This is a genomic window from Pseudomonas sp. MWU347 (assembly GCF_017947305.1).
Classification (GTDB): Bacteria; Pseudomonadota; Gammaproteobacteria; order Pseudomonadales; family Pseudomonadaceae; genus Aquipseudomonas; species Aquipseudomonas putida_A.
Map to the genome: position 1 here is coordinate 303,931 of NZ_JAFGZB010000002.1, position 21,495 is coordinate 325,425.

23 protein-coding genes are annotated in these 21,495 nt (G+C 63.7%); 22 read left to right on the forward strand and 1 reads right to left on the reverse strand.

Going from position 1 to position 21,495, the window contains the following annotated elements:
- The first annotated feature begins 27 nt into the window (after nucleotides 1–27).
- A complete protein-coding gene (gene selO / locus KCG87_RS04915; protein ID WP_210556758.1) occupies nucleotides 28–1,491 on the forward strand; it encodes a protein adenylyltransferase SelO in 1,464 nt (487 codons plus the stop codon).
- A gap of 80 nt (nucleotides 1,492–1,571) precedes the next feature.
- Complete coding sequence (gene trxC / locus KCG87_RS04920) at nucleotides 1,572–2,006, forward strand: thioredoxin TrxC (RefSeq protein WP_098966862.1); 435 nt, start codon at nucleotides 1,572–1,574, stop codon at nucleotides 2,004–2,006.
- Between the two features lie 129 nt (nucleotides 2,007–2,135).
- On the opposite strand, the gene KCG87_RS04925 is transcribed toward trxC, so the two are convergent.
- Complete coding sequence (locus tag KCG87_RS04925; RefSeq protein ID WP_098966861.1) at nucleotides 2,136–2,906, reverse strand: ParA family protein; 771 nt, start codon at nucleotides 2,904–2,906, stop codon at nucleotides 2,136–2,138.
- Nucleotides 2,907–3,267: 361 nt separating this feature from the next.
- On the opposite strand from KCG87_RS04925, the gene KCG87_RS04930 reads away from it, so the two are divergent.
- The 20 genes from KCG87_RS04930 (at nucleotide 3,268) to KCG87_RS05025 (ending at nucleotide 21,474) form a co-directional block, all read left to right on the forward strand.
- Nucleotides 3,268–3,987, forward strand: coding sequence for a beta-ketoacyl synthase chain length factor (locus KCG87_RS04930; protein WP_098966860.1), 720 nt, complete (start codon nucleotides 3,268–3,270; stop codon nucleotides 3,985–3,987).
- Nucleotides 3,963–4,772, forward strand: coding sequence for a lysophospholipid acyltransferase family protein (locus KCG87_RS04935; protein ID WP_098966859.1), 810 nt, complete (start codon nucleotides 3,963–3,965; stop codon nucleotides 4,770–4,772). The genes KCG87_RS04930 and KCG87_RS04935 overlap by 25 nt, the downstream gene beginning before the upstream one ends.
- Nucleotides 4,753–5,013: a phosphopantetheine-binding protein gene (locus tag KCG87_RS04940; RefSeq protein WP_007967290.1), complete on the forward strand. Its 261-nt coding sequence runs from the start codon at nucleotides 4,753–4,755 to the stop codon at nucleotides 5,011–5,013. The genes KCG87_RS04935 and KCG87_RS04940 overlap by 20 nt, the downstream gene beginning before the upstream one ends.
- 9 nt (nucleotides 5,014–5,022) lie before the next feature.
- Nucleotides 5,023–5,277, forward strand: a complete 255-nt coding sequence (locus KCG87_RS04945; protein WP_003220947.1) for an acyl carrier protein — start codon at nucleotides 5,023–5,025, stop codon at nucleotides 5,275–5,277.
- Entirely contained in the window at nucleotides 5,274–5,819 is a 546-nt protein-coding gene (locus KCG87_RS04950) for a hypothetical protein (RefSeq protein ID WP_135294800.1), read from the forward strand. The genes KCG87_RS04945 and KCG87_RS04950 overlap by 4 nt, the downstream gene beginning before the upstream one ends.
- The gene (locus KCG87_RS04955; RefSeq protein ID WP_135294799.1) at nucleotides 5,816–7,495 is read left to right on the forward strand and encodes an acyl-CoA synthetase family protein; all 1,680 of its coding nucleotides are present in this window, start codon (nucleotides 5,816–5,818) and stop codon (nucleotides 7,493–7,495) included. Before KCG87_RS04950 ends, KCG87_RS04955 begins: the two co-directional genes overlap by 4 nt.
- A gap of 128 nt (nucleotides 7,496–7,623) precedes the next feature.
- Nucleotides 7,624–8,358 (forward strand): glycosyltransferase family 2 protein, encoded by a 735-nt coding sequence (locus tag KCG87_RS04960; RefSeq protein WP_134785262.1) that lies wholly within the window; start codon nucleotides 7,624–7,626, stop codon nucleotides 8,356–8,358.
- The gene (locus tag KCG87_RS04965) at nucleotides 8,355–9,302 is read left to right on the forward strand and encodes a glycosyl transferase (protein ID WP_166495971.1); all 948 of its coding nucleotides are present in this window, start codon (nucleotides 8,355–8,357) and stop codon (nucleotides 9,300–9,302) included. Before KCG87_RS04960 ends, KCG87_RS04965 begins: the two co-directional genes overlap by 4 nt.
- Entirely contained in the window at nucleotides 9,283–10,827 is a 1,545-nt protein-coding gene (locus KCG87_RS04970; RefSeq protein ID WP_097087039.1) for an aromatic amino acid ammonia-lyase, read from the forward strand. The genes KCG87_RS04965 and KCG87_RS04970 overlap by 20 nt, the downstream gene beginning before the upstream one ends.
- Nucleotides 10,820–11,245, forward strand: a complete 426-nt coding sequence (locus KCG87_RS04975) for an acyl-CoA thioesterase (RefSeq protein WP_027611337.1) — start codon at nucleotides 10,820–10,822, stop codon at nucleotides 11,243–11,245. The genes KCG87_RS04970 and KCG87_RS04975 overlap by 8 nt, the downstream gene beginning before the upstream one ends.
- Nucleotides 11,242–11,844 carry an outer membrane lipoprotein carrier protein LolA gene (locus KCG87_RS04980; protein WP_096794707.1) on the forward strand — a complete coding sequence of 201 codons (603 nt, stop codon included), beginning with the start codon at nucleotides 11,242–11,244 and terminating at the stop codon, nucleotides 11,842–11,844. The genes KCG87_RS04975 and KCG87_RS04980 overlap by 4 nt, the downstream gene beginning before the upstream one ends.
- Nucleotides 11,828–14,167, forward strand: a complete 2,340-nt coding sequence (locus KCG87_RS04985) for an MMPL family transporter (protein ID WP_210556760.1) — start codon at nucleotides 11,828–11,830, stop codon at nucleotides 14,165–14,167. Before KCG87_RS04980 ends, KCG87_RS04985 begins: the two co-directional genes overlap by 17 nt.
- Nucleotides 14,164–15,327 carry a sodium:proton antiporter gene (locus KCG87_RS04990; RefSeq protein ID WP_210556762.1) on the forward strand — a complete coding sequence of 388 codons (1,164 nt, stop codon included), beginning with the start codon at nucleotides 14,164–14,166 and terminating at the stop codon, nucleotides 15,325–15,327. The genes KCG87_RS04985 and KCG87_RS04990 overlap by 4 nt, the downstream gene beginning before the upstream one ends.
- On the forward strand, nucleotides 15,314–16,561 hold the full coding sequence (locus KCG87_RS04995; RefSeq protein ID WP_098966841.1) for an NAD(P)/FAD-dependent oxidoreductase: 1,248 nt from the start codon (nucleotides 15,314–15,316) through the stop codon (nucleotides 16,559–16,561). Before KCG87_RS04990 ends, KCG87_RS04995 begins: the two co-directional genes overlap by 14 nt.
- Nucleotides 16,558–17,283: a class I SAM-dependent methyltransferase gene (locus KCG87_RS05000; protein ID WP_210556764.1), complete on the forward strand. Its 726-nt coding sequence runs from the start codon at nucleotides 16,558–16,560 to the stop codon at nucleotides 17,281–17,283. Before KCG87_RS04995 ends, KCG87_RS05000 begins: the two co-directional genes overlap by 4 nt.
- Nucleotides 17,283–17,873, forward strand: a complete 591-nt coding sequence (locus KCG87_RS05005) for a hypothetical protein (protein ID WP_210556766.1) — start codon at nucleotides 17,283–17,285, stop codon at nucleotides 17,871–17,873. The genes KCG87_RS05000 and KCG87_RS05005 overlap by 1 nt, the downstream gene beginning before the upstream one ends.
- The gene (locus KCG87_RS05010) at nucleotides 17,870–19,066 is read left to right on the forward strand and encodes a beta-ketoacyl-[acyl-carrier-protein] synthase family protein (protein WP_210556769.1); all 1,197 of its coding nucleotides are present in this window, start codon (nucleotides 17,870–17,872) and stop codon (nucleotides 19,064–19,066) included. The genes KCG87_RS05005 and KCG87_RS05010 overlap by 4 nt, the downstream gene beginning before the upstream one ends.
- Complete coding sequence (locus tag KCG87_RS05015) at nucleotides 19,063–19,527, forward strand: hotdog family protein (RefSeq protein ID WP_098966833.1); 465 nt, start codon at nucleotides 19,063–19,065, stop codon at nucleotides 19,525–19,527. The genes KCG87_RS05010 and KCG87_RS05015 overlap by 4 nt, the downstream gene beginning before the upstream one ends.
- The gene (gene fabG / locus KCG87_RS05020; RefSeq protein ID WP_003220919.1) at nucleotides 19,520–20,248 is read left to right on the forward strand and encodes a 3-oxoacyl-ACP reductase FabG; all 729 of its coding nucleotides are present in this window, start codon (nucleotides 19,520–19,522) and stop codon (nucleotides 20,246–20,248) included. The genes KCG87_RS05015 and fabG overlap by 8 nt, the downstream gene beginning before the upstream one ends.
- Nucleotides 20,248–21,474, forward strand: a complete 1,227-nt coding sequence (locus KCG87_RS05025; protein WP_210556772.1) for a beta-ketoacyl-ACP synthase — start codon at nucleotides 20,248–20,250, stop codon at nucleotides 21,472–21,474. The genes fabG and KCG87_RS05025 overlap by 1 nt, the downstream gene beginning before the upstream one ends.
- The last annotated feature ends 21 nt before the right edge of the window (nucleotides 21,475–21,495 follow it).

The window sequence follows — 21,495 nt, forward strand, 5'->3', positions numbered from 1 at the left end:
GCTCGGACATTCTGCTGGAGCCGGCCCTTGAAAGCCCTCGACGAACTGACCTTCGACAATCGCTTCGCCCGCCTGGGCGATGCGTTCTCCGCTCACGTGTTGCCCGAGCCGATCGACAACCCGCGCCTGGTCGTCGCCAGCCCGGCGGCCCTGGCCTTGCTCGATCTTGATCCGGCAACCGCTGAGACTCAGGAATTCGCTGAACTGTTCGGCGGCCACAAGTTGTGGGCCGATGCCGAACCACGGGCGATGGTCTATTCCGGGCACCAGTTCGGTGGCTACACGCCGCAACTGGGCGATGGTCGCGGGTTGTTGCTCGGCGAGGTCTACAACAACGCCGGTGAACACTGGGACCTGCATCTGAAGGGCGCCGGGCAGACGCCGTTTTCGCGCATAGGCGATGGCCGCGCGGTGTTGCGTTCGTCGATCCGCGAATTCCTAGCCTCCGAAGCGCTGCACGCGCTGAACATCCCGTCTTCACGTGCCGCCTGCGTGATTGGCTCCGACACTCCGGTGTGGCGCGAAAAGCAGGAACGCGCGGCGATGGTGCTGCGTCTGGCGCCAAGCCATGTGCGCTTCGGCCACTTCGAATACTTCTACTACACCAAGCGTCCCGAGCAGCAGAAGTTGCTCGGCGAACACGTATTGGCGATGCACTATCCCGAGTGCCTGGAGCAACCGGAACCGTATCTGGCGATGTTCCGCGAGATCGTCGAGCGCAATGCCGAACTGATCGCCAAGTGGCAGGCCTACGGCTTCTGTCACGGGGTGATGAACACCGACAACATGTCGATCCTCGGCATCACCTTCGACTTCGGCCCGTTCGCCTTCCTCGACGACTTTGACGCCAACTTCATCTGCAACCACTCGGATGATCAGGGCCGCTACTCGTTCAGCAACCAGGTGCCGATCGGCCAGTGGAACCTCAGCGCTCTAGCCCAGGCCCTGACGCCGTTCATCAGCGTCGAAGCCCTGCGCGAAACCCTCGGTTTGTACCTGCCGTTGTTCCAGGCGCACTACCTGGACCTGATGCGCCGCCGCCTCGGTTTCACCAGCGCCGAGGATGACGACCAGAAACTGCTCGAAGACCTGTTGCAACTGATGCAGAACAGCGCCGTCGATTACACGCTGTTCTTCCGCCATCTCGGCGAAGAGTCCGCAGAGCAAGCTGTCGCCCGCTTGCGCGATGACTTCGTCGACATCAAAGGCTTCGATGCCTGGGGCGAGCGTTACGTGGCCCGGGTTGCCCGCGATGGCGACAGCGATCAGCAGCAACGCCGGGCGCGGATGCACGCGGTCAATCCGCTGTACATCCTGCGCAACTACTTGGCGCAGAAGGCTATCGATGCCGCCGAGCAAGGCGACTACTCAGAAGTGCGCCGGCTGCATGCGGTGCTGAGCACGCCGTTCGACGAGCAGCCGGGGATGGAAGGTTATGCCGAGCGGCCGCCGGAGTGGGGCAAGCATCTGGAGATCAGTTGTTCGTCTTGAGGCTCCGGATTCAACCTTGATAAACGCCTCGTACGACTCCAGATCAGTCGTACGAGATATCAACTTAAACCGAGCCCGTCATGACCACTCCACTCCTCATCCCCTGCCCCGCCTGCAACGGCCTCAACCGCATCCCCGCCGAACGCCTGGGCGATCAGCCGAAATGCGGGCGCTGCAAGTCCGCGGTGCTGTTGAGCAAGCCGTTCGAACTCGAGCAAGGCGACTACGCCAGCCAGATCAAAGGAGATCTGCCGTTGTTGGTGGATGTGTGGGCGGACTGGTGTGGGCCGTGCAAGTCCTTTGCGCCGGTATTCGAGCAGGCGGCCGCGCAGTTGGCGGGCAAGTGCCGCTTGGCCAAGCTCGACAGCGAGGCCAATCAGCAGTTGTCAGCGCAGTTGGGGATTCGCTCGATTCCGAGTTTGATTCTGTTCAAGAACGGTCGGGAAGTGGCGCGCCAGAGCGGGGCGTTTCCGTTGCCACAGTTGATGGCGTGGCTGCGTAGCCAGGGCATCTGACCCAACACAAATTCAATTGTAGGAGTGAGCCTGCTCGCGATGGCGTCTTTTCAGGCAACTCAGATGCTCGCAGACAGGACGCCATCGCGAGCAGGCTCACTCCTACAGGTGATCTGAGTAGCTCAGGGATCAATGGTCTTCGAGCAGGTTGTGCAGTTCGACGAACTGCTGCGTCAGCTTGTGCCGCGGGTCGAGGTGGATCAGCGGGGTGCTGGCCTGGTGCGACTCGCGCATGCGCACCGAGCTGCTCAAGTACACCGGCAGCACCGGCAAACCTTCAGCGATCAACTCATCAAGCATCTGCTGCGGCAGGCTGGCCCGGGCCTGGAACTGGTTGACCACGATGCCTTCGACTTCCAGACCTTCGTTGTGGTCCTCCTTCAACTCTCCGATCTCCGCCAGCAGGCCGTACAGCGCCTGCCGCGAGAAGCTGTCGCAATCGAAGGGAATCAGCACACGATCGGCGGCAATCAATGCCGACACTGCATAAAAATTCAGCGCCGGCGGCGTGTCGAGGTAGATCCGGTCGTAATCTTCCGACAACTCGTCCAGCAACTTACGCAGCTTGTTGATCTTGTGTTTGGCCTCAAGCTTGGGCTGCAGGTCGGCCAGCTCAGCGGTAGCGGTGATGATGTGCAGGTTGTCGAACGGGGTTTCGTAGATGTCGGCCTGGTTTTTCTTCGAGAACGGCCCAGATGACAAGGTTTGCTTGAAGAAATCGGCAATGCCCATCGGTATGTCATCGCCGGTGAGCCCCGTCAGGTACTGAGTGGAGTTGGCCTGGGCATCGAGGTCGACCAACAGCGTGCGATAGCCCTCGCTGGCACTCACCGCTGCCAGATTGCAGGCAATGCTGGATTTGCCCACGCCACCTTTCTGATTGAACACCACGCGCCGCATGACAAAACCTCCGTGTATCAAAGAATGACCGAGTGTAGTTGCCTGTGCGTGCGCTTCGCTACCTTCAACGAAGCGGACTACAGAGTCAGGCGCAAAAATCAGCGGGCACGGCGGGTAAAAACCTCCCGAGTGCGCTGATATGCCCGACAGACAAATCCCGCACGATCCGGATAATGGCCAAATGACATTTTTTCCACGAACCACTCGGTACATTTCGTTGCGTAAAACGTAACCAACATTTGCTACACACTCGTCGCACCGGGATAATGCGCGCCACCCGGCGCCATGCGCCACCTCAGGTCAGCCGCGGCCCTGGCGACTCAAAGCGTCATAAAAGCCCGCAGGGGCGGGATGAACATCCGTGATCAACTTCAACATCGCCCAATGGCGCGCGTGGGCCCCGGGGCTCGACAGCGTGGACGCGTGGCAGGCCTGGAGCCGACAACCGGTCGTACTCCCGAGCAGCGATGCCGCGCCCGATGTGTCGTTTCTGCCAGCCATGCAGCGCCGACGCCTCAGCCGTCTGGCGCGGATGGCGTTCAGTGTCGGCTGGCCGCTGGCCGATGGACGGGAAAACCTGCCGCTGGTGTTTGTTTCACGACACGGCGAAACCCCGCGCACCTTCGAGATCCTCAGTGATCTGGCCAAGGACGAGCCGTTGTCGCCGACCCAGTTCAGCCTGTCGGTGCACAACGCGATCATTGGTCTGTGGTCGATCATGCGCGGTGAAAACAGCGAAATGACTGCACTGGCGGCCGCAGGCGATGGCCTGGAACACGGCATCATCGAAGCCTCCGCCCTGCTCGCTGAAGGCGCTCCCGCGGTTCTGCTGATCATCACCGAAGAACAGCCGCCCGAGGCCTATTTGCAGTGGGTCGACGACGTACCGTTCCCTTATGCGCTGGGTCTGCTGCTCACCCCCGGTACCGACTGGCGGCTGACCCTGAACAGCGGCCAGGAAACAGTGTCCAAAGCGCACTGGCCACACGCGCTGAATCTGTTGCGCGCCCTGCTCGGTCAGCAAACCCATTGCCAACATGCCTGGAAAAATCGTGTATGGACCTGGCAACGCAACCCGTGACCGAGAAGAACCGCGACGCCTATTACTGGCGCTTGCTGGCCACCGCCGCCAGTTTCACCCTGTTCGGGCTCGGCGGGTTGTGCCTGCGCTTGCTGGTATTTCCGCTGCTCGGCTGTCTGCCGGGTGACGCGCTCAGGCATCGTCAACGCGCACGGCAAACCGTCAGTCGGCTGTTCTGGTTTTTCGTGCGGTTCATGGCCCGCACCGGTGTGCTGACTTATGACATTCAAGGGGCCGAACGCCTCGGGCGTCCAGGGCAGATGATCATCGCCAACCACCCGTCGCTGATCGACGTGGTGTTCCTGATCGGCCTGGTGCGCCAGGCCAATTGCGTGGTGAAGAAAAGCCTGTGGGAAAACCCCTTCACCCGCGGCCCGCTGCGCAGTACCGAATACATCAGCAACGACGGCAGCATGGACATGCTCGACGGTGCCGCCGAGTCCCTGCAAAACGGCCAGACCCTGATCATTTTCCCCGAGGGCACGCGCACTCAACCTGGTCAGGCGCCAGCCTTTCATCGGGGGGCTGCAGCGATTGCCCTGCGCGGTGCGAAAATCCTTACGCCAGTGGTCATCAAGGTCAATCCGACCACCCTGACCAAGGCCGAACCCTGGTATCGCATCCCCCACCGCCGCGTGCACTTCAGTTTTCGTGTCGGGGCCGATATAGATCCACAGACTTTCGCCACGCAAGGCCCGGCACCGCAGGCCTCGCGCAAGCTCAATGATTATTTGCACTCTTACTACATTAAGGAGCTCGCCGAAGATGAGCGATCTGCACCGTGAAATAAAACTGCTGATCATCGACGCCCTGGGCCTCGAAGACATCAGCGTCGACGACATCGGCGACGAGCAGACGCTGTTCGGCGAAGGCCTGGGCCTGGATTCGGTCGACGCACTGGAACTGGGTCTGGCGATCCAGAAAAAGTACGGTATCAAGATCGACGCCGACGCCAAAGACACCCGTAACCACTTCACCAATGTGGCGAGCCTTGCGGCGTTCGTCACGGCAAAACAGGCAGCTTGAGACCGGACCATGCAAACTCGTGACGACATTTTCAACACCCTGCGCGATGCCTTGGTCGAGCTGTTCGAACTGGATCCGGCGCGGATCAGCCTGGAGTCCAACCTGTATCAGGATCTGGAGATCGACAGCATCGACGCGGTCGACCTGATCGATCACATCAAACGCCAGACCGGCAAGAAAATCGCCGCCGAAGAATTCAAATCGGTGCGCACCGTCGGTGACGTGGTCGAGGCGGTCTACCGTCTGGTTCAACCGGCCGCATGAGCCGATTGATCGGCCTCGGCCTGCTGCTGGCGGGGCTGCTGTACCCCTTTGCGGTGTATTTCGGCATGGAGCACTTCGCCCCGTGGCAGTTCGGACTGCTGCTGGGCGGGCTGTGGCTGGCGCGCGCGCTGACCGGCGAACGCAAGCCCGGCAGCCGCTGGATGGCCTGCGTGGCGATCGGGTTCTGCCTGCTGCTGGCGCTGTTCGACAGTCCGCTGTTGCTGCGCTGGTATCCGGTGCTGATCAGCGGCTTCATGCTGGTGCTGTTCAGCCTGAGCCTGAAATACGGGCCGCCGATGGTCGAGCGTCTGGCGCGATTGCGCGAGCCGCAATTGCCGCCCGAAGCGATCCGTTACACCCGCCAGGTCACGGTGGCCTGGAGCGTGTTTTTCTTCTGCAACGGTTTGTGCGCCGCGCTCCTGACCCTGTGGGCGCCGCTGGATTGGTGGATGTTGTACACCGGCCTGATCTCCTACGGATTGATCGGCCTGATGTTTGCCATTGAATGGCTGATACGACAACGGGTAAGAGGCCGTAAATGAACTGGATAAAACTTGAGCAACTGTTGCTCAAGGCCCTGCCGGAGCGCGCAATCAGCGCCGCCCCGGCGCTCGACCACACGCAACTGCGCGAGCAGGCGCTGAGCGTTGCCGCCGGCCTGCAGGCACGCGGCGTGCAGCGCATGGCGGTGCATCTGGAAGATGCCGCCGACCTCGCCATCGCCCTGCTCGGCGCCTGGCGCGCGGGCGTCGCCGTCCTGCTGCCCTCCGACCTGCAAGCGCAGACCCGCCAGCGCTGGTCGAGTGAGGTCGATCTGTGGTTGAGCGATCACCCCGATGATGCTCACTTGAGCGATCTGCTGCAGCCGGCCCTGCCCGGTGCTGAACTCGACCTCGAGCAGTGCCGCCTGAGCCTGTGCACCTCCGGCTCCAGCGGCGAGCCCAAGCGTATCGACAAGACTCTGCGCCAACTGGCCAACGAGGTCGAAGCACTGGAGCAACTGTGGGGCGCGGATCTGGGAGAAGCCTGGATCATCGGCAGCGTCGCCACCCAGCACATCTACGGTTTGTTGTTCCGGGTGCTGTGGCCGCTGTGCGCCGGACGGCCGTTCGTGCGCAGGCAACTGGCGTTCCCGGAAGACCTGCAGCGCGCCAGCCGCGAACACCCGGCCTTCGCCTGGGTCGGCAGCCCGGCACTGCTCAAACGCATGGGCGACAACCTCGACTGGCCGGCCCTGAGCGCCGTGCGCCGGGTGTTTTCCTCCGGCGGCGCTTTACCCGCAGACGCGGCACAGAGCCTGCAGCAACGCCTGCAACAGTGGCCGACCGAAATCCTCGGCAGCTCGGAAACCGGCGGTATCGCCTGGCGTCAGGGCGCCAGTCTGTGGCAGCCCTTCGCCGGGGTTGAGCTAAGCCAGGACAGCGACGGCGCCCTGCTGATCGCCTCGCCCTACCTGCCGGCCGGGCATGTCGAGCACACCGCCGACGCCGCGCGTATCGCTGCCGACGGGCGTTTCGAACTGCTCGGGCGGCTGGACCGTATCGTCAAACTCGAAGAGAAGCGCATCTCCCTGCCGATGCTCGAACAGGCACTGGTCGCCCACGAGTGGGTCGCCGAAGCACGGCTGGGCGTGGTTCAGGAAAACCGCGCGGTACTTGGCGCCTTGCTGGTGCTCAGCGACGCCGGCCTGTTTGCCTTGCGCGAACACGGTCGTCGCAGCCTGACCGAAGCCCTGCGCAAACACCTGAGCCAGCATTGCGAGGCGCTGGCCTTGCCCCGGCGCTGGCGTCTGGTGCGGCAACTGCCGCTGAACAGCCAGGGCAAGCTGCCGCAGGCCGACATCGAAGCCCTGCTGCTGGCGCCACGGCCGAAAACTCCGGAAGTGCTGGAGCAGGTCGAAACCGACGGCGAGTGGAGCCTGCAATTGAGTGTTCCGCCGGACCTGGCCTACTTCAGCGGCCACTTCCCCAAGGCCCCGGTGCTGCCCGGTGTGGTACAGGTCGAATGGGCGCTGAACCTTGGCCGACAACTGCTGAACCTGGCCGGCAAATTTGCCGGCATGGAAGTGCTGAAATTCCAGCAACTGGTGCGCCCTGGCGATGAAATCCAGCTGCACCTGCGTTTCGATCCCGAGCGCGGCAAACTGTATTTCGCCTACCGCAACGACACCGCGACCTGCTCCAGCGGACGAATCCTGCTAGGAGCCGCCGATGCATAACCTGTGGCGAGGGAGCTTGCTCCCGCTGGGCTGCGAAGCGGCCCCAAACTCGGTTCACGCAAAACTGCGAGCGAGTGCTGCGCACTCGAGCGGGAGCAAGCTCCCTCGCCACAGTGGGGATGTCGTCAATGCATAACCCTTGCGCCGTGATTCCGGTCTACAACCATGAAACCGCGATCGGCACCGTGGTCGACGCGCTGCTCGCCCAAGGGCTGCCGTGCATTCTGGTGGACGACGCCAGCACCCCGTCCTGCGCGCGAGTGCTGGATGCGCTGGCCGAACGCGAAAGCGTGCATCTGGTGCGCCTGACCCTCAATCAGGGCAAGGGCGGCGCGGTGATGACCGGCCTGCGCGAAGCTGCTCGTCTGGGCTTCACCCATGCCCTGCAAGTTGACGCCGACGGCCAGCACGACCTGCACGACGTCGCCCGTTTCGTCGAGGAATCCCGCGCCCACCCGGAGGCGATGATCTGCGGTTATCCGCTGTTCGACGAGAGCGTGCCCAATGGCCGTTTGTATGCGCGTTATCTGACCCACGTGATGGTCTGGATCAACACGCTGTCGTTGCAGATCCGCGATTCGATGTGCGGCTTTCGCGTCTATCCGCTGGCCCCGACGCTGGCGGTGATCGACTCGGCGCGGGTCGGCAAGCGTATGGATTTCGACTCCGACATCCTCGTGCGCCTGGCGTGGCGCAACCAGCCGATGCGCTGGCTGCAGACCAGCGTGCATTACCCGCTGGACGGCGTCTCGCACTTCCGTCTGTTCCATGACAACGCGCTGATTTCCAGCATGCATACCCGGTTGTTCTTCGGCATGCTGCTGCGCCTGCCCGTCATCCTCTGGCGCCGGTGGCGCACATGAGCGTCGAGACCGACAAGAAGCACTGGGCCGACCGCGAAGAACGCGGCAGCTTCCTGCTGATGAAATTCACCGCGTTCGCCGCCAAGGTGCTTGGCCGGCGTCTGCTCAGTCCGCTGCTGTACGGCATCGTCCTGTACTTCTTCCTGTTCGGCCGTACCGCGCGCAACAGTGCCTGGCAATACCAGCAACGGTTGGCCGACTGGAGCCAGCGTGCCGAATTGCGACCGAGTTACTGGCGGGTGTTCCGCCAGTTCATGGCGTTCGCCGATTCACTGCTCGACAAGCTCGACGTGTGGAACGGCAAGCTGCGCATCGAGCAGATCGAAATCATCGACCCGGCATTGCTGCGCAATCAGTTGCGCGGCAGTCGCGGGCAACTGCTGGTCGGCGCGCACCTGGGCAACCTCGAGGTGTGCCGGGCGCTGGCGGAGATTGGCGAAAAGGTCACCATGAACGTATTGGTGCACACCAAGCACGCCGAGCAGTTCAATCGCTTGCTGGGCGAGGCCGGGGCGACCAATCTGCGCCTGATTCAGGTCAGCGAACTGGACCCGGTAATCATGCTGCAACTGCACGAACGCCTGGAGCGCGGCGAGTGGCTGGCGATTGCTGGCGACCGCGTGCCGTTGCACGGCGGGCGCAGCGTCAGCGTGGATTTTCTCGGCCACCCGGCAGCGTTTCCGCAAGGTCCGTGGCTGCTGGCCGGTTTGCTCAAGTGTCCGGTCAATCTGCTGATGTGCCTGAAACAACCGGACGGCCATTATCGCCTGACCCTCGAGCCGTTCGCCGACAGCGTGACCTGGACGCGCCGCGAGCGCGAGCAGGTCATTCATCAGTGGGCCACCCGCTACGCGCAGCGCCTGAGTCACTATTGCCTCGAAGCCCCGCACCAATGGTTCAACTTTTACCCTTTCTGGAAGACCGATGACGACGCCAACCCATGAGCCGGTAACCTTCGGCGAACGCCCTTTGCGCATCGAAGACGTGCTGGCCCTGGCCAACCGTCAGGCGCCCGTGCAGTTGCAGAGCGACGCCGCTTACCGCGAGCGCATCGCCAAAGGCGCACGGTTCCTCGACTCGCTGCTGGACAAGGAAGGCGTGATCTACGGCGTGACCACCGGTTACGGCGATTCCTGCGTGGTCGCGGTGCCGCTGCATCACGTCGAGGCACTGCCGCGTCATCTCTACACCTTCCACGGTTGCGGACTCGGCAAACTGCTCGACGCGCAAGCCACCCGCGCCGTGCTGGCGGCGCGTTTGCAGTCGCTGTGTCACGGCGTATCCGGGGTGCGCATCGAACTGCTGGAGCGCCTGCACGCCTTCCTCGAACACGACATCCTGCCGCTGATCCCCGAGGAAGGTTCGGTCGGGGCCAGCGGCGATCTGACGCCGCTGTCCTATGTTGCCGCCACCCTGTCCGGCGAGCGCGAAGTGCTGTTCCGTGGCGAACGCCGGCAAGCGGCCGACGTGCATCGCGAACTGGGCTGGACGCCATTGGTGCTCCGTCCGAAAGAAGCGCTGGCCTTGATGAACGGCACGGCGGTGATGACCGGTCTTGCGTGCCTGGCTTTCGCCCGCGCCGACTATCTGCTGCAACTGGCCACGCGCATCACCGCGCTCAACGTGGTCGCGCTGCAAGGCAATCCGGAACACTTCGACGAGCGTCTGTTCGCCGCCAAGCCGCATCCGGGGCAGATGCAAGTCGCCGCGTGGCTGCGCAAGGATCTGGCGATCGACGCGCCGACCGCGCCGCTGCATCGCCTGCAGGATCGCTACTCGCTGCGCTGCGCCCCGCACGTGCTCGGGGTGCTGGCCGACAGCCTGAACTGGTTGCGTGCGTTCATCGAGACCGAACTCAACAGCGCCAACGACAACCCGATCATCGACGCCGAAGCCGAACGCGTGCTGCACGGCGGGCACTTCTACGGCGGGCACATCGCGTTCGCCATGGACAGCCTGAAAAATCTGGTGGCCAACGTCGCCGACCTGCTCGACCGGCAGCTCGCGCTGCTGGTCGACGAGCGCTACAACCACGGTTTGCCGAGCAACCTGTCCGGCGCCCCGGCGGATCGCGCCATGATCAATCACGGCTTCAAGGCCGTGCAGATCGGCACCAGCGCCTGGACCGCCGAAGCGCTGAAAAACACCATGCCGGCCAGCGTGTTCTCACGCTCCACCGAGTGTCACAACCAGGACAAGGTGAGCATGGGCACCATCGCCGCCCGTGACGCGATTCGCGTGCTGGAGCTGACCGAACAAGTCGCCGCCGCCACGTTGCTCGCGGCCAATCAGGGCGTCTGGCTGCGTGGTCGCGATGAAGACGCACGCGCGCTGCCACCTTCGCTGGCCGCCATGCACGAAGAGCTGGCCAAGGACTTCCCGCCGGTCATCGAAGACCGTGCACTCGAAGGCGAATTGCGCCTGTGTCTGCAACGTATCGCCGAGCAACACTGGAGGCTGCATGCGTAGCGCCGGAGTGCTGCACGCCGACACGGAAATCCTCGTACCGTTTTTCGACGTCGACACCATGCACGTGGTCTGGCACGGGCATTACGTCAAATACCTGGAAGTGGCGCGCTGCGCGCTGCTCGACCAGATCGGCCACAACTACACGCAGATGTCCGAGTCCGGTTACGCGTGGCCGATCATCGACCTGCAACTGCGTTATGTGCGCGGCGCGGTGTTCGGCCAGCGCTTGAACGTGCGCGCCAGTCTGGTGGAGTGGGAGAACCGCTTGAAGATCAATTATCTGATCACCGACCTGCAGACCGGTGAGCGCCTGACCCGTGCCAGCTCGGTGCAGGTGGCGGTCGAGATCAGCAGCCGCGAGATGCAACTGGCCTCACCCAAAGTGTTCACCGATGCGGTGGAAAGGATGCTGCGATGAACCTGTTCTGCAAATGCCTTGGCGCGATGGCGCTGCTCGCCGTGTCGACGCTGGCCAACGCCTTCGACCTGCAACAGCTCAGCGAACAACTGGCGAAACCGGAAGTGATCCACGGCCAGTTCATTCAGGAAAAACACCTGCGCGCGCTGCCTCAGCCGCTGATCAGCAAGGGCAACTTCGTCCTGGCGAAAAATCACGGCCTGCTCTGGCTGCTCAAGACCCCGCTGCAACAGGATTACCGCATCACCGCCAACGGCATCGCCCGTCGTGACGGCAACGCTTGGCAGTTGCTGCCGAACAAGAGCGCCGGTGCCGAACAGAACCGTTTGTTCCTCGCCGTGCTGCAAGGCGACAGCAGCGGCTTGCAGCGGGATTTCGAACTGGCCCTGAGCGGCGACGCACAGCAGTGGAAACTGACCCTGACCCCGCGCTCGGTGCTGCTCAAGCAAGTGTTCAATCAGATCAATATCGACGGCGGTGAGCTGGTGCAGACCATCGAACTGCTGGAAACCCAGGGCGACAGCACCGTGTTGCGCATGCAGGACAGTACCTCCGGTCAACCGTTGAGCGAAGCGGAGCAACATGACTTTGCCGAGTGAAAGCAGGCTGCCGTGGCTGTTCCTGATCCTGCTGCTGGCGGTCGTCGCGCTGGCCGGGTGGCAGTGGCGCGACGGTGCGCCGCTGTCGGCCAACCTCATGGAGCTGGTGCCCGGGACCAACCCTGACGCCCTCGAACTGCGCGCCGAACAGCGCATGCAGGAGCCGCTCAATCGGGAAATGCTGGTGCTGGTCGGCCACGCCGATCGCCAGCAAGCGGTGGCCATGGCTCAGACTCTGGGCGAGCAATGGCAGGCCAGCGGTCTGTTCGAAAAGGTCCAGTGGAACCTGCAGGCGGATCTGCCGGCGCTGCGCACGCAACTGCTGCAAGGGCGACTGGCGATGCTCTCGGCGGATGACCGGCAACTGCTGAGCGAGCATCCCGATGCGTTCATTCAGCAACGGGTGCAAGCGCTGTTCGACCCGTTCAACGGTTTCACCCTGGTACCGAGCCAGGACGACTGGCTGGGCCTGACCGGACGCATCCAGAACAGCCAGCCGAAACACGGCGCGGTGCAACTGGACATCGGCAGCGGCGCACTGGTCGCCGATGCCGACGGCAAGCGCTGGGTGCTGCTGCGCGCGCGCACCACCGGCAATGCCTTCGACATGAACCTGCCGCTGAAAGTCGCCGATCTGCTGCAGCACAGTCGCGAGCAGGCGGCGAAATCCGACGTACAACTGTTGGCTGCCAGCGGTCTGCTGTACGCCGCCAACGGTCAGCAGCAAGCCACCCGCGAAATGACCTGGGTCGGCGGCGGCGCCACGCTCGGGATTCTGTTGTTGCTGCTGTTGGCGTTTCGCCGCTGGCGGGTGCTGCTGGCGTTCGTGCCGGTATTGGTGGGCATGCTGTTCGGTGCGGTGGCCTGCGTGGCGCTGTTCGGCCACATGCATGTGATGACCCTGGTGCTCGGTTCCAGCCTGATCGGCGTGGCGGTGGATTACCCGCTGCACTATCTGTCGAAAAGCTGGAGCCTCAAGCCGTGGCGCAGCTGGCCGGCGCTGCGCCTGACCCTCTCCGGACTGACGCTGAGCCTGATCACCAGCGCCATCGGTTATCTGGCGCTGGCCTGGACGCCCTTCCCGGCGCTGACACAAATCGCGGTGTTCTCCGCCGCCGGCTTGCTCGGCGCTTATTTGTCGGCGGTGTGCCTGCTGCCGGCCCTGCTGAAAAACGTTGAGCTGCAACCGGCGCAATGGCCGCTGCGTCTGGCCGAGCGCTTGGTGCAGCTGCGCGAAACCCTGCTCGAACACGTTCGCACCCCGGTGCTGCTGGCGCTGCTGATCGCGTTCTGCGCTGGCGGTCTGGTGCAGCTGCAAAGCAAGAATGACATCCGCCAGTGGGTCGGTGCGCCACAACGCCTGACCGATGAGGCGCAGACCATCGCACGCATCACCGGCTATCAGCCGACCAGCCAGTTCTTCCTCGTGCGCGGCGCCAATCAGCAGCAACTGCTGGAGCGTCAGGCCGCGTTGAGCGAGCGTCTGCAGCAACTGGTCAACCTCGACAAACTGCAAGGCTATCTGGCCCTCGATCAACTGCTCAGTCCGCCGAGCCAGCAACAGCAGGTTCGCGAAGCGCTGAGCAAACTGCCGCAATACTGGCAGCCACTGCTCGAGCTCGGCGTACCGCTCGCGGCGTTGCAAACCGAGTTGCAGCAGTTGCAGAACCTGCCTGCCGAAGACATCGACGCGGCACTGGCCGGGCCGTTAGGCGAGCCTTACCGTACGCTGTGGCTCGGCCCGACCGCTGACGGCGTGGCGGCGATGACCAGCCTGCAAGGCCTGAACAATCCGTCACTGCTGCGGGTGCAGGCGCTGGACTTGCCGGGGGTGATGCTGGTGGATCGTCTCGGCGAATTGAACAACGTATTCGCCGCGACCCAGATCAGCGCCGCCGAACTGAAACTCGCCTCCTGCGTATTGATCGTGCTGGTGCTGATCGTGCCGTTCGGTTTCGGTGGCGCCTTGCGCATCGTCGCCCTGCCGCTGCTGGCAGCGCTGTGCAGCCTTGCCAGCCTCGGTTGGCTCGGTCAGCCGCTGACCCTGTTCAGCCTGTTCGGCCTGCTGCTGGTAACGGCGATCAGCGTCGATTACGCGATCCTCATGCGTGAGCAGGTCGGCGGTGCGGCTGTCAGCTTGCTGGGCACCTTGCTGGCGGCGCTGACGACCTGGCTGTCGTTCGGTTTGCTGGCAGTGTCGAGCACGCCGGCGGTAAGCAATTTCGGCCTGGCGGTGAGCCTGGGGCTGGCGTTCAGCTTCATTCTGGCGCCGTGGGCCGGACGTCACGTCCACCGCGCCGCAGTAGTGGAGCCGGCAGCGTGATGGTCGTCAGCTTCTGGCTGATGGCCTTGGCGCTGTTCGCTGTGGCGACCCGTATCGGTCGGCATTTCGGCCTGATCCCGATCGTCAGCCAGTTGCTGCTGGCCAGCTTCGGGTTGCCGCTGCTGATGTATTTCTGGATCGAACCGGGCTGGCAGCTCAGCGGTGCCGAACTGATTGCGCCGGTGTGGCTGAAAGACCTCTACAGCCTGAGTTTCGCGCTGTTGCTCGGGCACATTCTCAGTGATGTGATCGACCTGCGGCTGGACCGCCAGAGCGTGAAAATCGCCGTGCCGAGTTTTGCCGTGCCATTTGCCTCCGGTCTGGCGGCCGCCGCTTGGTTGCTGCCAGCGCAACCGTGGCTGAACTCGCTGGCCATTGGGCTGGTGTTCGCGATCACGGCGATTCCGGTGCTGTATCTGTATTTGCGTCACATCGACTACCCGCCCGCCGCCACCCGGCGTCTGGTGCAGACCGCCATCCTCATCGACCTGACCTGCTGGACGCTGTTCGGTGTCGCTCAGGGCAGTCTGCATTTGAGCAGCCTGTTGTTGCCGCTGGGACTGGCCTGCGTGCCGCTGCTGTTGAGTCTGCTGCGCGTGCGTCGACCGCTGACCTACAGCCTCGGTTTCTTTGCGCTGCTGGTGCTGGCCGAGCACTACAAACTCAACGCGCTGATTTTCGGCATCGGTTATCTGCTGTGCATGGCCTTGCTGAAAGTGCCGCTGGTGCTGCCATTGCCGGCGCGGTGGATGAGCCGCTTGCAGACATGGATCGCGATCCCGCTGATCCTCACCTTCGGTATCGTGCAGATTGACGTGCACAGCGCCCTCGCCAGTCTCGGCGCGGCGCAATGGGCGGCGCTGCTGCTGTTGCCGATCGCCAGTAAACTGCTCGGCAACTGGCTCGGGCTGGGCTGGGCCGGTGCGTCGTTCGAAGGCGCCAGCCGCTGGCGTGAAAGCGTGCTGCTGAACATTCGCGGGCTGAGTGAAATCGTCTTTCTCAACCTGCTGCTGCAACAACAGCTCATCAGCCCGGCGCTGTACTTCGCGCTGATGCTGATGGGCCTGATCGCGACGCTGTTGCCGGCCCTGATCGGCCTGCACCGCGCGCCCCTGAAAACCACCGCCACTGCGCCCGGGAGTTCACGTGCCAACCGTTGAAATGCAACGTCGTCAGGTAGTGATCATCGGTGCCGGCCCGTCCGGCGCCATCGCCGCCGCGCTGCTCACGCGCAAGGGCCACGATGTGCTGGTGCTCGAGCGCCAGCACTTCCCGAGGTTTTCCATTGGTGAAAGCCTGCTCAGCCATTGCCTGGACTTCGTCGAAGAGGCCGGCATGCTCGACGCCGTCAACGCCGCCGGGTTCCAGCGCAAGACCGGTGCTGCGTTCGCCTGGGGCGAGCGCTACAGCGCCTTCGATTTCGGCGACACCTTCAGCGCAGGCAAGCCGACCACATTCCAGGTGCAGCGCGCCGACTTCGACAAGCTGCTGGCCGATCAGGCTGAATTGCAGGGTGCCGAAATCCGCTACGGTGACGCCATCGTCCGCGTTGATTTCGACCGCGCCAGACCGCAGCTCGACGTGCTGCGCGAGGACGGCAGCGAGTACCGCGTCGAAGCGGATTTCGTGCTCGACGCCAGCGGCTACGGGCGCGTGCTGTCGCGTTTGCTCGAGCTGGAAGCGCCATCGAATTTCCCGGTGCGCCAGGCGGTGTTCACCCACGTTGAAGATCACATCGACAACCCGGCCTTCGACCGCGAGAAGATCCTCGTCACCACCCACCCCGAGCACCGCGACATCTGGTTCTGGACGATCCCGTTCAGCAACGGGCGCTGCTCGGTGGGCGTGGTCGCTGCCGCCGAACACTTCAAGGGTCGCGACAGCGATCTGGACGCCTGCCTGCGCGGCTTCATCGCCGAAACCCCAAGCCTCGCCGGCGTGCTGAACAACGCGGTGTGGGACACCCCGGCGCGCACCCTCGGTGGTTATGCGGCGAATGTGAAAACCCTGCATGGCCCGGGCTTCGCCCTGCTCGGCAACGCCGCGGAGTTTCTCGACCCGGTGTTCTCCTCCGGCGTGACCATCGCCATGCGTTCGGCGAGCATGGCCGCCGCCGTCCTGCACCGGCAGTTGCAGGGCGAAACCGTCGATTGGCAGCGCGAGTTCGCCGAACCGCTCAAACGTGGGGTCGACACCTTCCGCTGCTACGTCGAAGGCTGGTATGCCGGCACCTTTCAGGACGTGATTTTTTATCAAGACAGTCAGGCGGACATTCGCCGAATGATCTGCTCGATCCTCGCCGGCTACGCCTGGGATGAACGCAACCCGTTCGTCAGCGAAGCGCGCCGCCGGTTGAAGATGATTTCCGAACTCTGTGCAAAGGACGCCCCATGAATTACTTGAGCGACAGCTACGTCGAGGAAACCCGCTTCGGTTTCTGGTTCCTGCGCAGTCACACCTGGCAGCACCACGTGTTGCGCGTGGCGATCAACGATTTGCGCGGGCTGTTCAGCGAGTCGCTGCCGGCCAGTCCGGTGTTGCTGGATGCCGGTTGTGGTCAGGGCAAGTCGTTCCGGCATTTGCGCCAGACCTTCGCCCCGCAGCGCTTGATCGGTGTCGATGCCGATCCGCACAGCCTTGAATTGAGCGCCGAAGAAGCGGCGCGTCAGGGCTTCGACGTGGAGCTGATCGGCAGTGACTGCGCGACGCTCAACGTGGCGGACGCCAGTGTCGATCTGCTGTTCTGCCACCAGACCTTTCATCATCTGGTCGAACAGGAAAAAGCCCTCGCCGAGTTCTACCGCGTACTGAAGCCGGGCGGTTATCTGCTGTTCGCCGAGTCCACCGAGGCTTACATTGATACCTGGGTGATTCGCTGGCTGTTCCGCCATCCGATGCATGTGCAGAAGAGCGCGGCGCAGTACCTGGAGATGATTCGCCAGCAGGGTTTCGAGTTTGGCGAACGCAATGTCTCGTACCCGTATTTGTGGTGGAGTCGTTCGAAGGATTTCGGCTTGCTGGAGCGGTTCGGGTTGCGCCGGCCGAAGCCGTTTGGCGAGCGTGAGGAAACGTTGGTGAATGTCGTTGCCCGAAAACCATTGGCAGGGGCTTGCTGATGCAACACTTAACCTGTGGGAGCGGGCTTGCTCGCGAAAGCGGTGGGTCAGTTGGCATTGATGTCGGATGTGCCGACGCCTTCGCGAGCAAGCCCGCTCCCACAGGGGTTGTGGTGTGGCTGGTATTGTTGCTAACGGCCCTGCTAAGTGGATGCGCCAACCAGGCGCCGCTGCCCGCGAGCAACCCGACGCTGCCGTTACCGCTGCAATTGCACATCGAACGTAATCAGGCCAATCAACGTCAGGACTGGCTGCTGGTGATCCAGCGCGAAGGCTCCGGCATCCGCTGGTCGATGATGGATCCGCTAGGCATCCCCCAGGCGCGTCAGCAACTGATCGACGGTCGCTGGCTGGCCGACGGGCTGCTGCCGCCCAATCCGGAGGCCCGGGAGCTGTTTGCCGCGTTGCTGTTCGCCCTGACCCCCTCCGGCGAACTGGCGCGCAATTATCCCGCCGCGCAGCAGCAGGGCGAGCAACGCACGCTGGCGCCGCGCTGGACGATCCGTTATGCACAACCGTTGAGTTTCCAATTGAATCTGCCCCAAGGCCCGCACTATCGGGTTTCTCCTCTCGGTGAACCGACGCCATGACTGCCTACCTCAATGCCCTCGGCGTGATCTGCGCGTTGGGCCGCGACAAGCACCAGGTCGCGCACAACCTGTTTGCCGGTGACTGCTCGGGCATGCGCCGCGAGTCCGGCTGGGTGGCCGGGCGTGAGTTGCCGGTGGCGGCGGTGCACGGTGAGCTGGCGGCGATTCCGGCCGAACTGGCCGATCAGAGCAGCCGCAACAATCAACTGCTGCTGGAAGCCGCGCTGCAGATTCGCGAGGACATCGACCGGGCGATCCAGACCTATGGTCGCGCGCGCATCGGCGTGGTGCTCGGCACCAGCACCTCGGGGATCGACGAAGCCAGTCGCGGGTTGGCGCACTACCTTCGTGAGCGGCAGTTCCCGGCCGAGTACGACTATCGGCAACAGGAACTCGGCGCCCCGGCGAATTTTCTCGCCGACTGGCTGCAACTCAGCGGCCCGACCTACGTGATTTCCACCGCCTGCACGTCCAGTGCGCGGGCGTTGATGAGCGCGCAGCGCTTGCTCGATCTGGGCCTGTGCGACGCGGTGCTGTGCGGCGGGGTCGACAGCCTGTGCAAACTCACGCTCAACGGTTTCAGCGCGCTGGAAGCGGTGTCCGACGAGCGCTGCAATCCGTTCTCGGCCAACCGCAACGGCATCAACATCGGCGAAGCGGCGGTGCTGTTCCTTATGAGCAAGCAGCGCAGCGACGGTCCGGCCATTGCCCTGCTCGGCAGCGGCGCCAGCTCCGACGCGCACCATATTTCCGCGCCGGAACCGAGCGGCCGCGGCGCCCTGCAAGCGATGCAGAAAGCCTTGAGCCGCGCACAGCTGAAAGCGGCGCAAATCAGCTACCTGAACCTGCACGGCACCGCGACCCAGCACAACGATGCGATGGAAAGTCTGGCGGTCGCCACGCTGTTCCCCGACGGCGTGGCCTGCTCGTCGACCAAGCCGATGACCGGCCACACCCTCGGCGCTGCCGGCGCCCTCGAAGCGGCGTTCTGCTGGCTGAGCCTGAGCGCCGACAACCCGCAGCACGCCCTGCCGCCACACGTCTGGGACGCCCAGCCCGACCCCGACTTGCCGGCGCTGAAGTGGGTGACCGCGAGCGAACGCCTGTCGTCCATTGCACCCCGCTACCTGATGAGCAACTCGTTTGCCTTCGGCGGCAACAACGTCAGCCTGATTATCGGAGACGCCCCATGAACGACTGGCCGCTCGCCGAACTGCTGCCCCACGCTGGCGACATGATTCTGCTCGACCGCATCCTCAGCTTCGACGAGGAGCAGATCCGCACCCGCCTCACGGTCAAGCCCGATGGCTTGTTCAACCTGCCCGACGGCAGCCTGCCGGCGTGGGTCGGCATCGAGTTGATGGCGCAGAGCGTCGCCGCGTTCGCCGGTTGCCATGCACGGCAGAAGGGCAACCCGGTGGAGCTGGGCTTCCTCCTCGGCACGCGCAAATTCGAGTGCAACGTCGAGGCGTTTCCGGCCGGCAGCGAACTGACCATCCACGGCATCCGTTCGCTGGAAGACGACAACGGCATGGGTGTTTTCGAATGCCACATCAACGCCCCCGGCATCGAGGCCAGCGCCCGCTTGAACGTGTTCCGCCCGCCGCAGCCCAGCCAATACCTTGAACAAAACAGAGAGTCGAACGATGACTGAATCCGTACTGGTCACCGGCTCCAGCCGTGGCATCGGCCGCGCCATTGCCTTGCGTCTGGCGCAGGCCGGGCACGACATCGTCCTGCATTGCCGCAGCGGCGTGGCTGAAGCCCAAGCGGTGAAGGCCGAAGTCGAAGCGCTGGGCCGCAACGCGCGCATCCTGCAATTCGACGTCGCCGACCGCGAAACCTGCAAAACCATTCTCGAAGCCGACGTCGAAACCCACGGTGCCTATTACGGCGTGGTGCTCAACGCCGGCCTGACCCGCGATGGCGCGTTTCCGGCGCTGAGCGATGACGATTGGGACGTGGTGCTGCGCACCAATCTCGACGGTTTCTACAACGTCCTGCACCCGGTGATGATGCCGATGATCCGCCGCCGCGCCGCCGGTCGGATCGTCTGCATCACTTCGGTGTCGGGTTTGATCGGCAACCGTGGCCAGGTCAACTACAGCGCCTCCAAGGCCGGGGTGATCGGTGCGGCGAAAGCGTTGGCGATTGAACTGGGCAAGCGCAAAATCACGGTTAACTGCGTCGCGCCGGGCCTGATCGACACGGCGATGCTCGACGAAAACGTGCCGGTGGAAGAGCTGATGAAAATGATCCCCGCACAACGCATGGGCACCCCGCAAGAGGTCGCTGCTGCGGTGAATTTCCTGATGTCGGCGGAAGCCTCGTACATCACCCGCCAGGTCTTGGCGGTCAACGGAGGCTTGTGCTGATGAAGCGCGTTGTCGTCACCGGCATGGCCGGCATCACCTCGCTGGGCAGCGACTGGCAGACCATCGCCGGCAACTTCGCGGCCAACCGCAGCGGCATCCGCCGCATGGACGAGTGGGACCGCTTCAGCGAACTCAACACCCGCCTGGCCGGGCCGATCGATGATTTTGTCGTACCGCCGCACTGGACCCGCAAGCAACTGCGCAGCATGGGCCGGGTGTCACGGCTGGCGGTGGGTGCGGCGGAACAGGCGCTGGCTGACGCCGGCCTGCTCGGTGACGAATCGATCAAGGACGGACGCATGGGTGTGGCCTGCGGCTCATCCACCGGCAGCACCGACGAGATCAAGGCGTTCGGCAACATGCTGCTCAACTCGGTGGCCGAAGGCCTCAACGCCAACTCCTACGTGCGGATGATGCCGCACACCACCGCGGCCAACATCAGCATCTTCTTCGGCCTCACCGGGCGCCTGATCCCGACGTCCAGCGCCTGCACCAGCGGCAGTCAGGGCATCGGCTACGCGTATGAAGCGATCAAGTTCGGACGGCTGCCACTGATGCTCGCCGGCGGTGCCGAAGAGCTGTGCCCGACCGAAGCCATGGTCTTCGACGCGCTGTACGCCACCAGCCTGAAAAACGACGCGCCACAGACCAGCCCACGTCCGTACGACAAGGGCCGCGACGGTCTGGTGATCGGCGAAGGTGGCGGCATGCTGGTGCTTGAAGAGCTGGAGCATGCGCTGGCGCGCGGGGCGCGGATCCACGCCGAGATCGTCGGTTTCGGCAGCAACGCCGACGGCCAGCACACCACTCGCCCCGAGCAGATCACCATGCGCCGCGCCATGGAACTGGCGCTGGAAGACGCCGGGCTGTCGCCGGATGCCATCGGTTACGTCAATGGTCACGGCACCGCTACAGAACAGGGCGACATTGCCGAAACACTGGCGACCAGCAGTCTGTTCGGCGAACACATGCCGATCAGCTCGCAGAAGAGTTTCCTCGGCCACACGCTGGGGGCCTGCGGGGCGCTGGAGTCATGGTTCAGCATCGAGATGATGAATCGCGACCTGTATGTGCACACGCTCAACCTCGACGAGGTCGACCCGCACTGCGGCAAGCTCGATTACCTGCGCGGCGAATTCCGCCAGATGCATCACGAGTACGTGATGAACAACAATTTCGCTTTTGGTGGCGTCAACACCTCGTTGATTTTCCGCCGCTGGCACTGACCGCAACACGTTTGGAGTGAA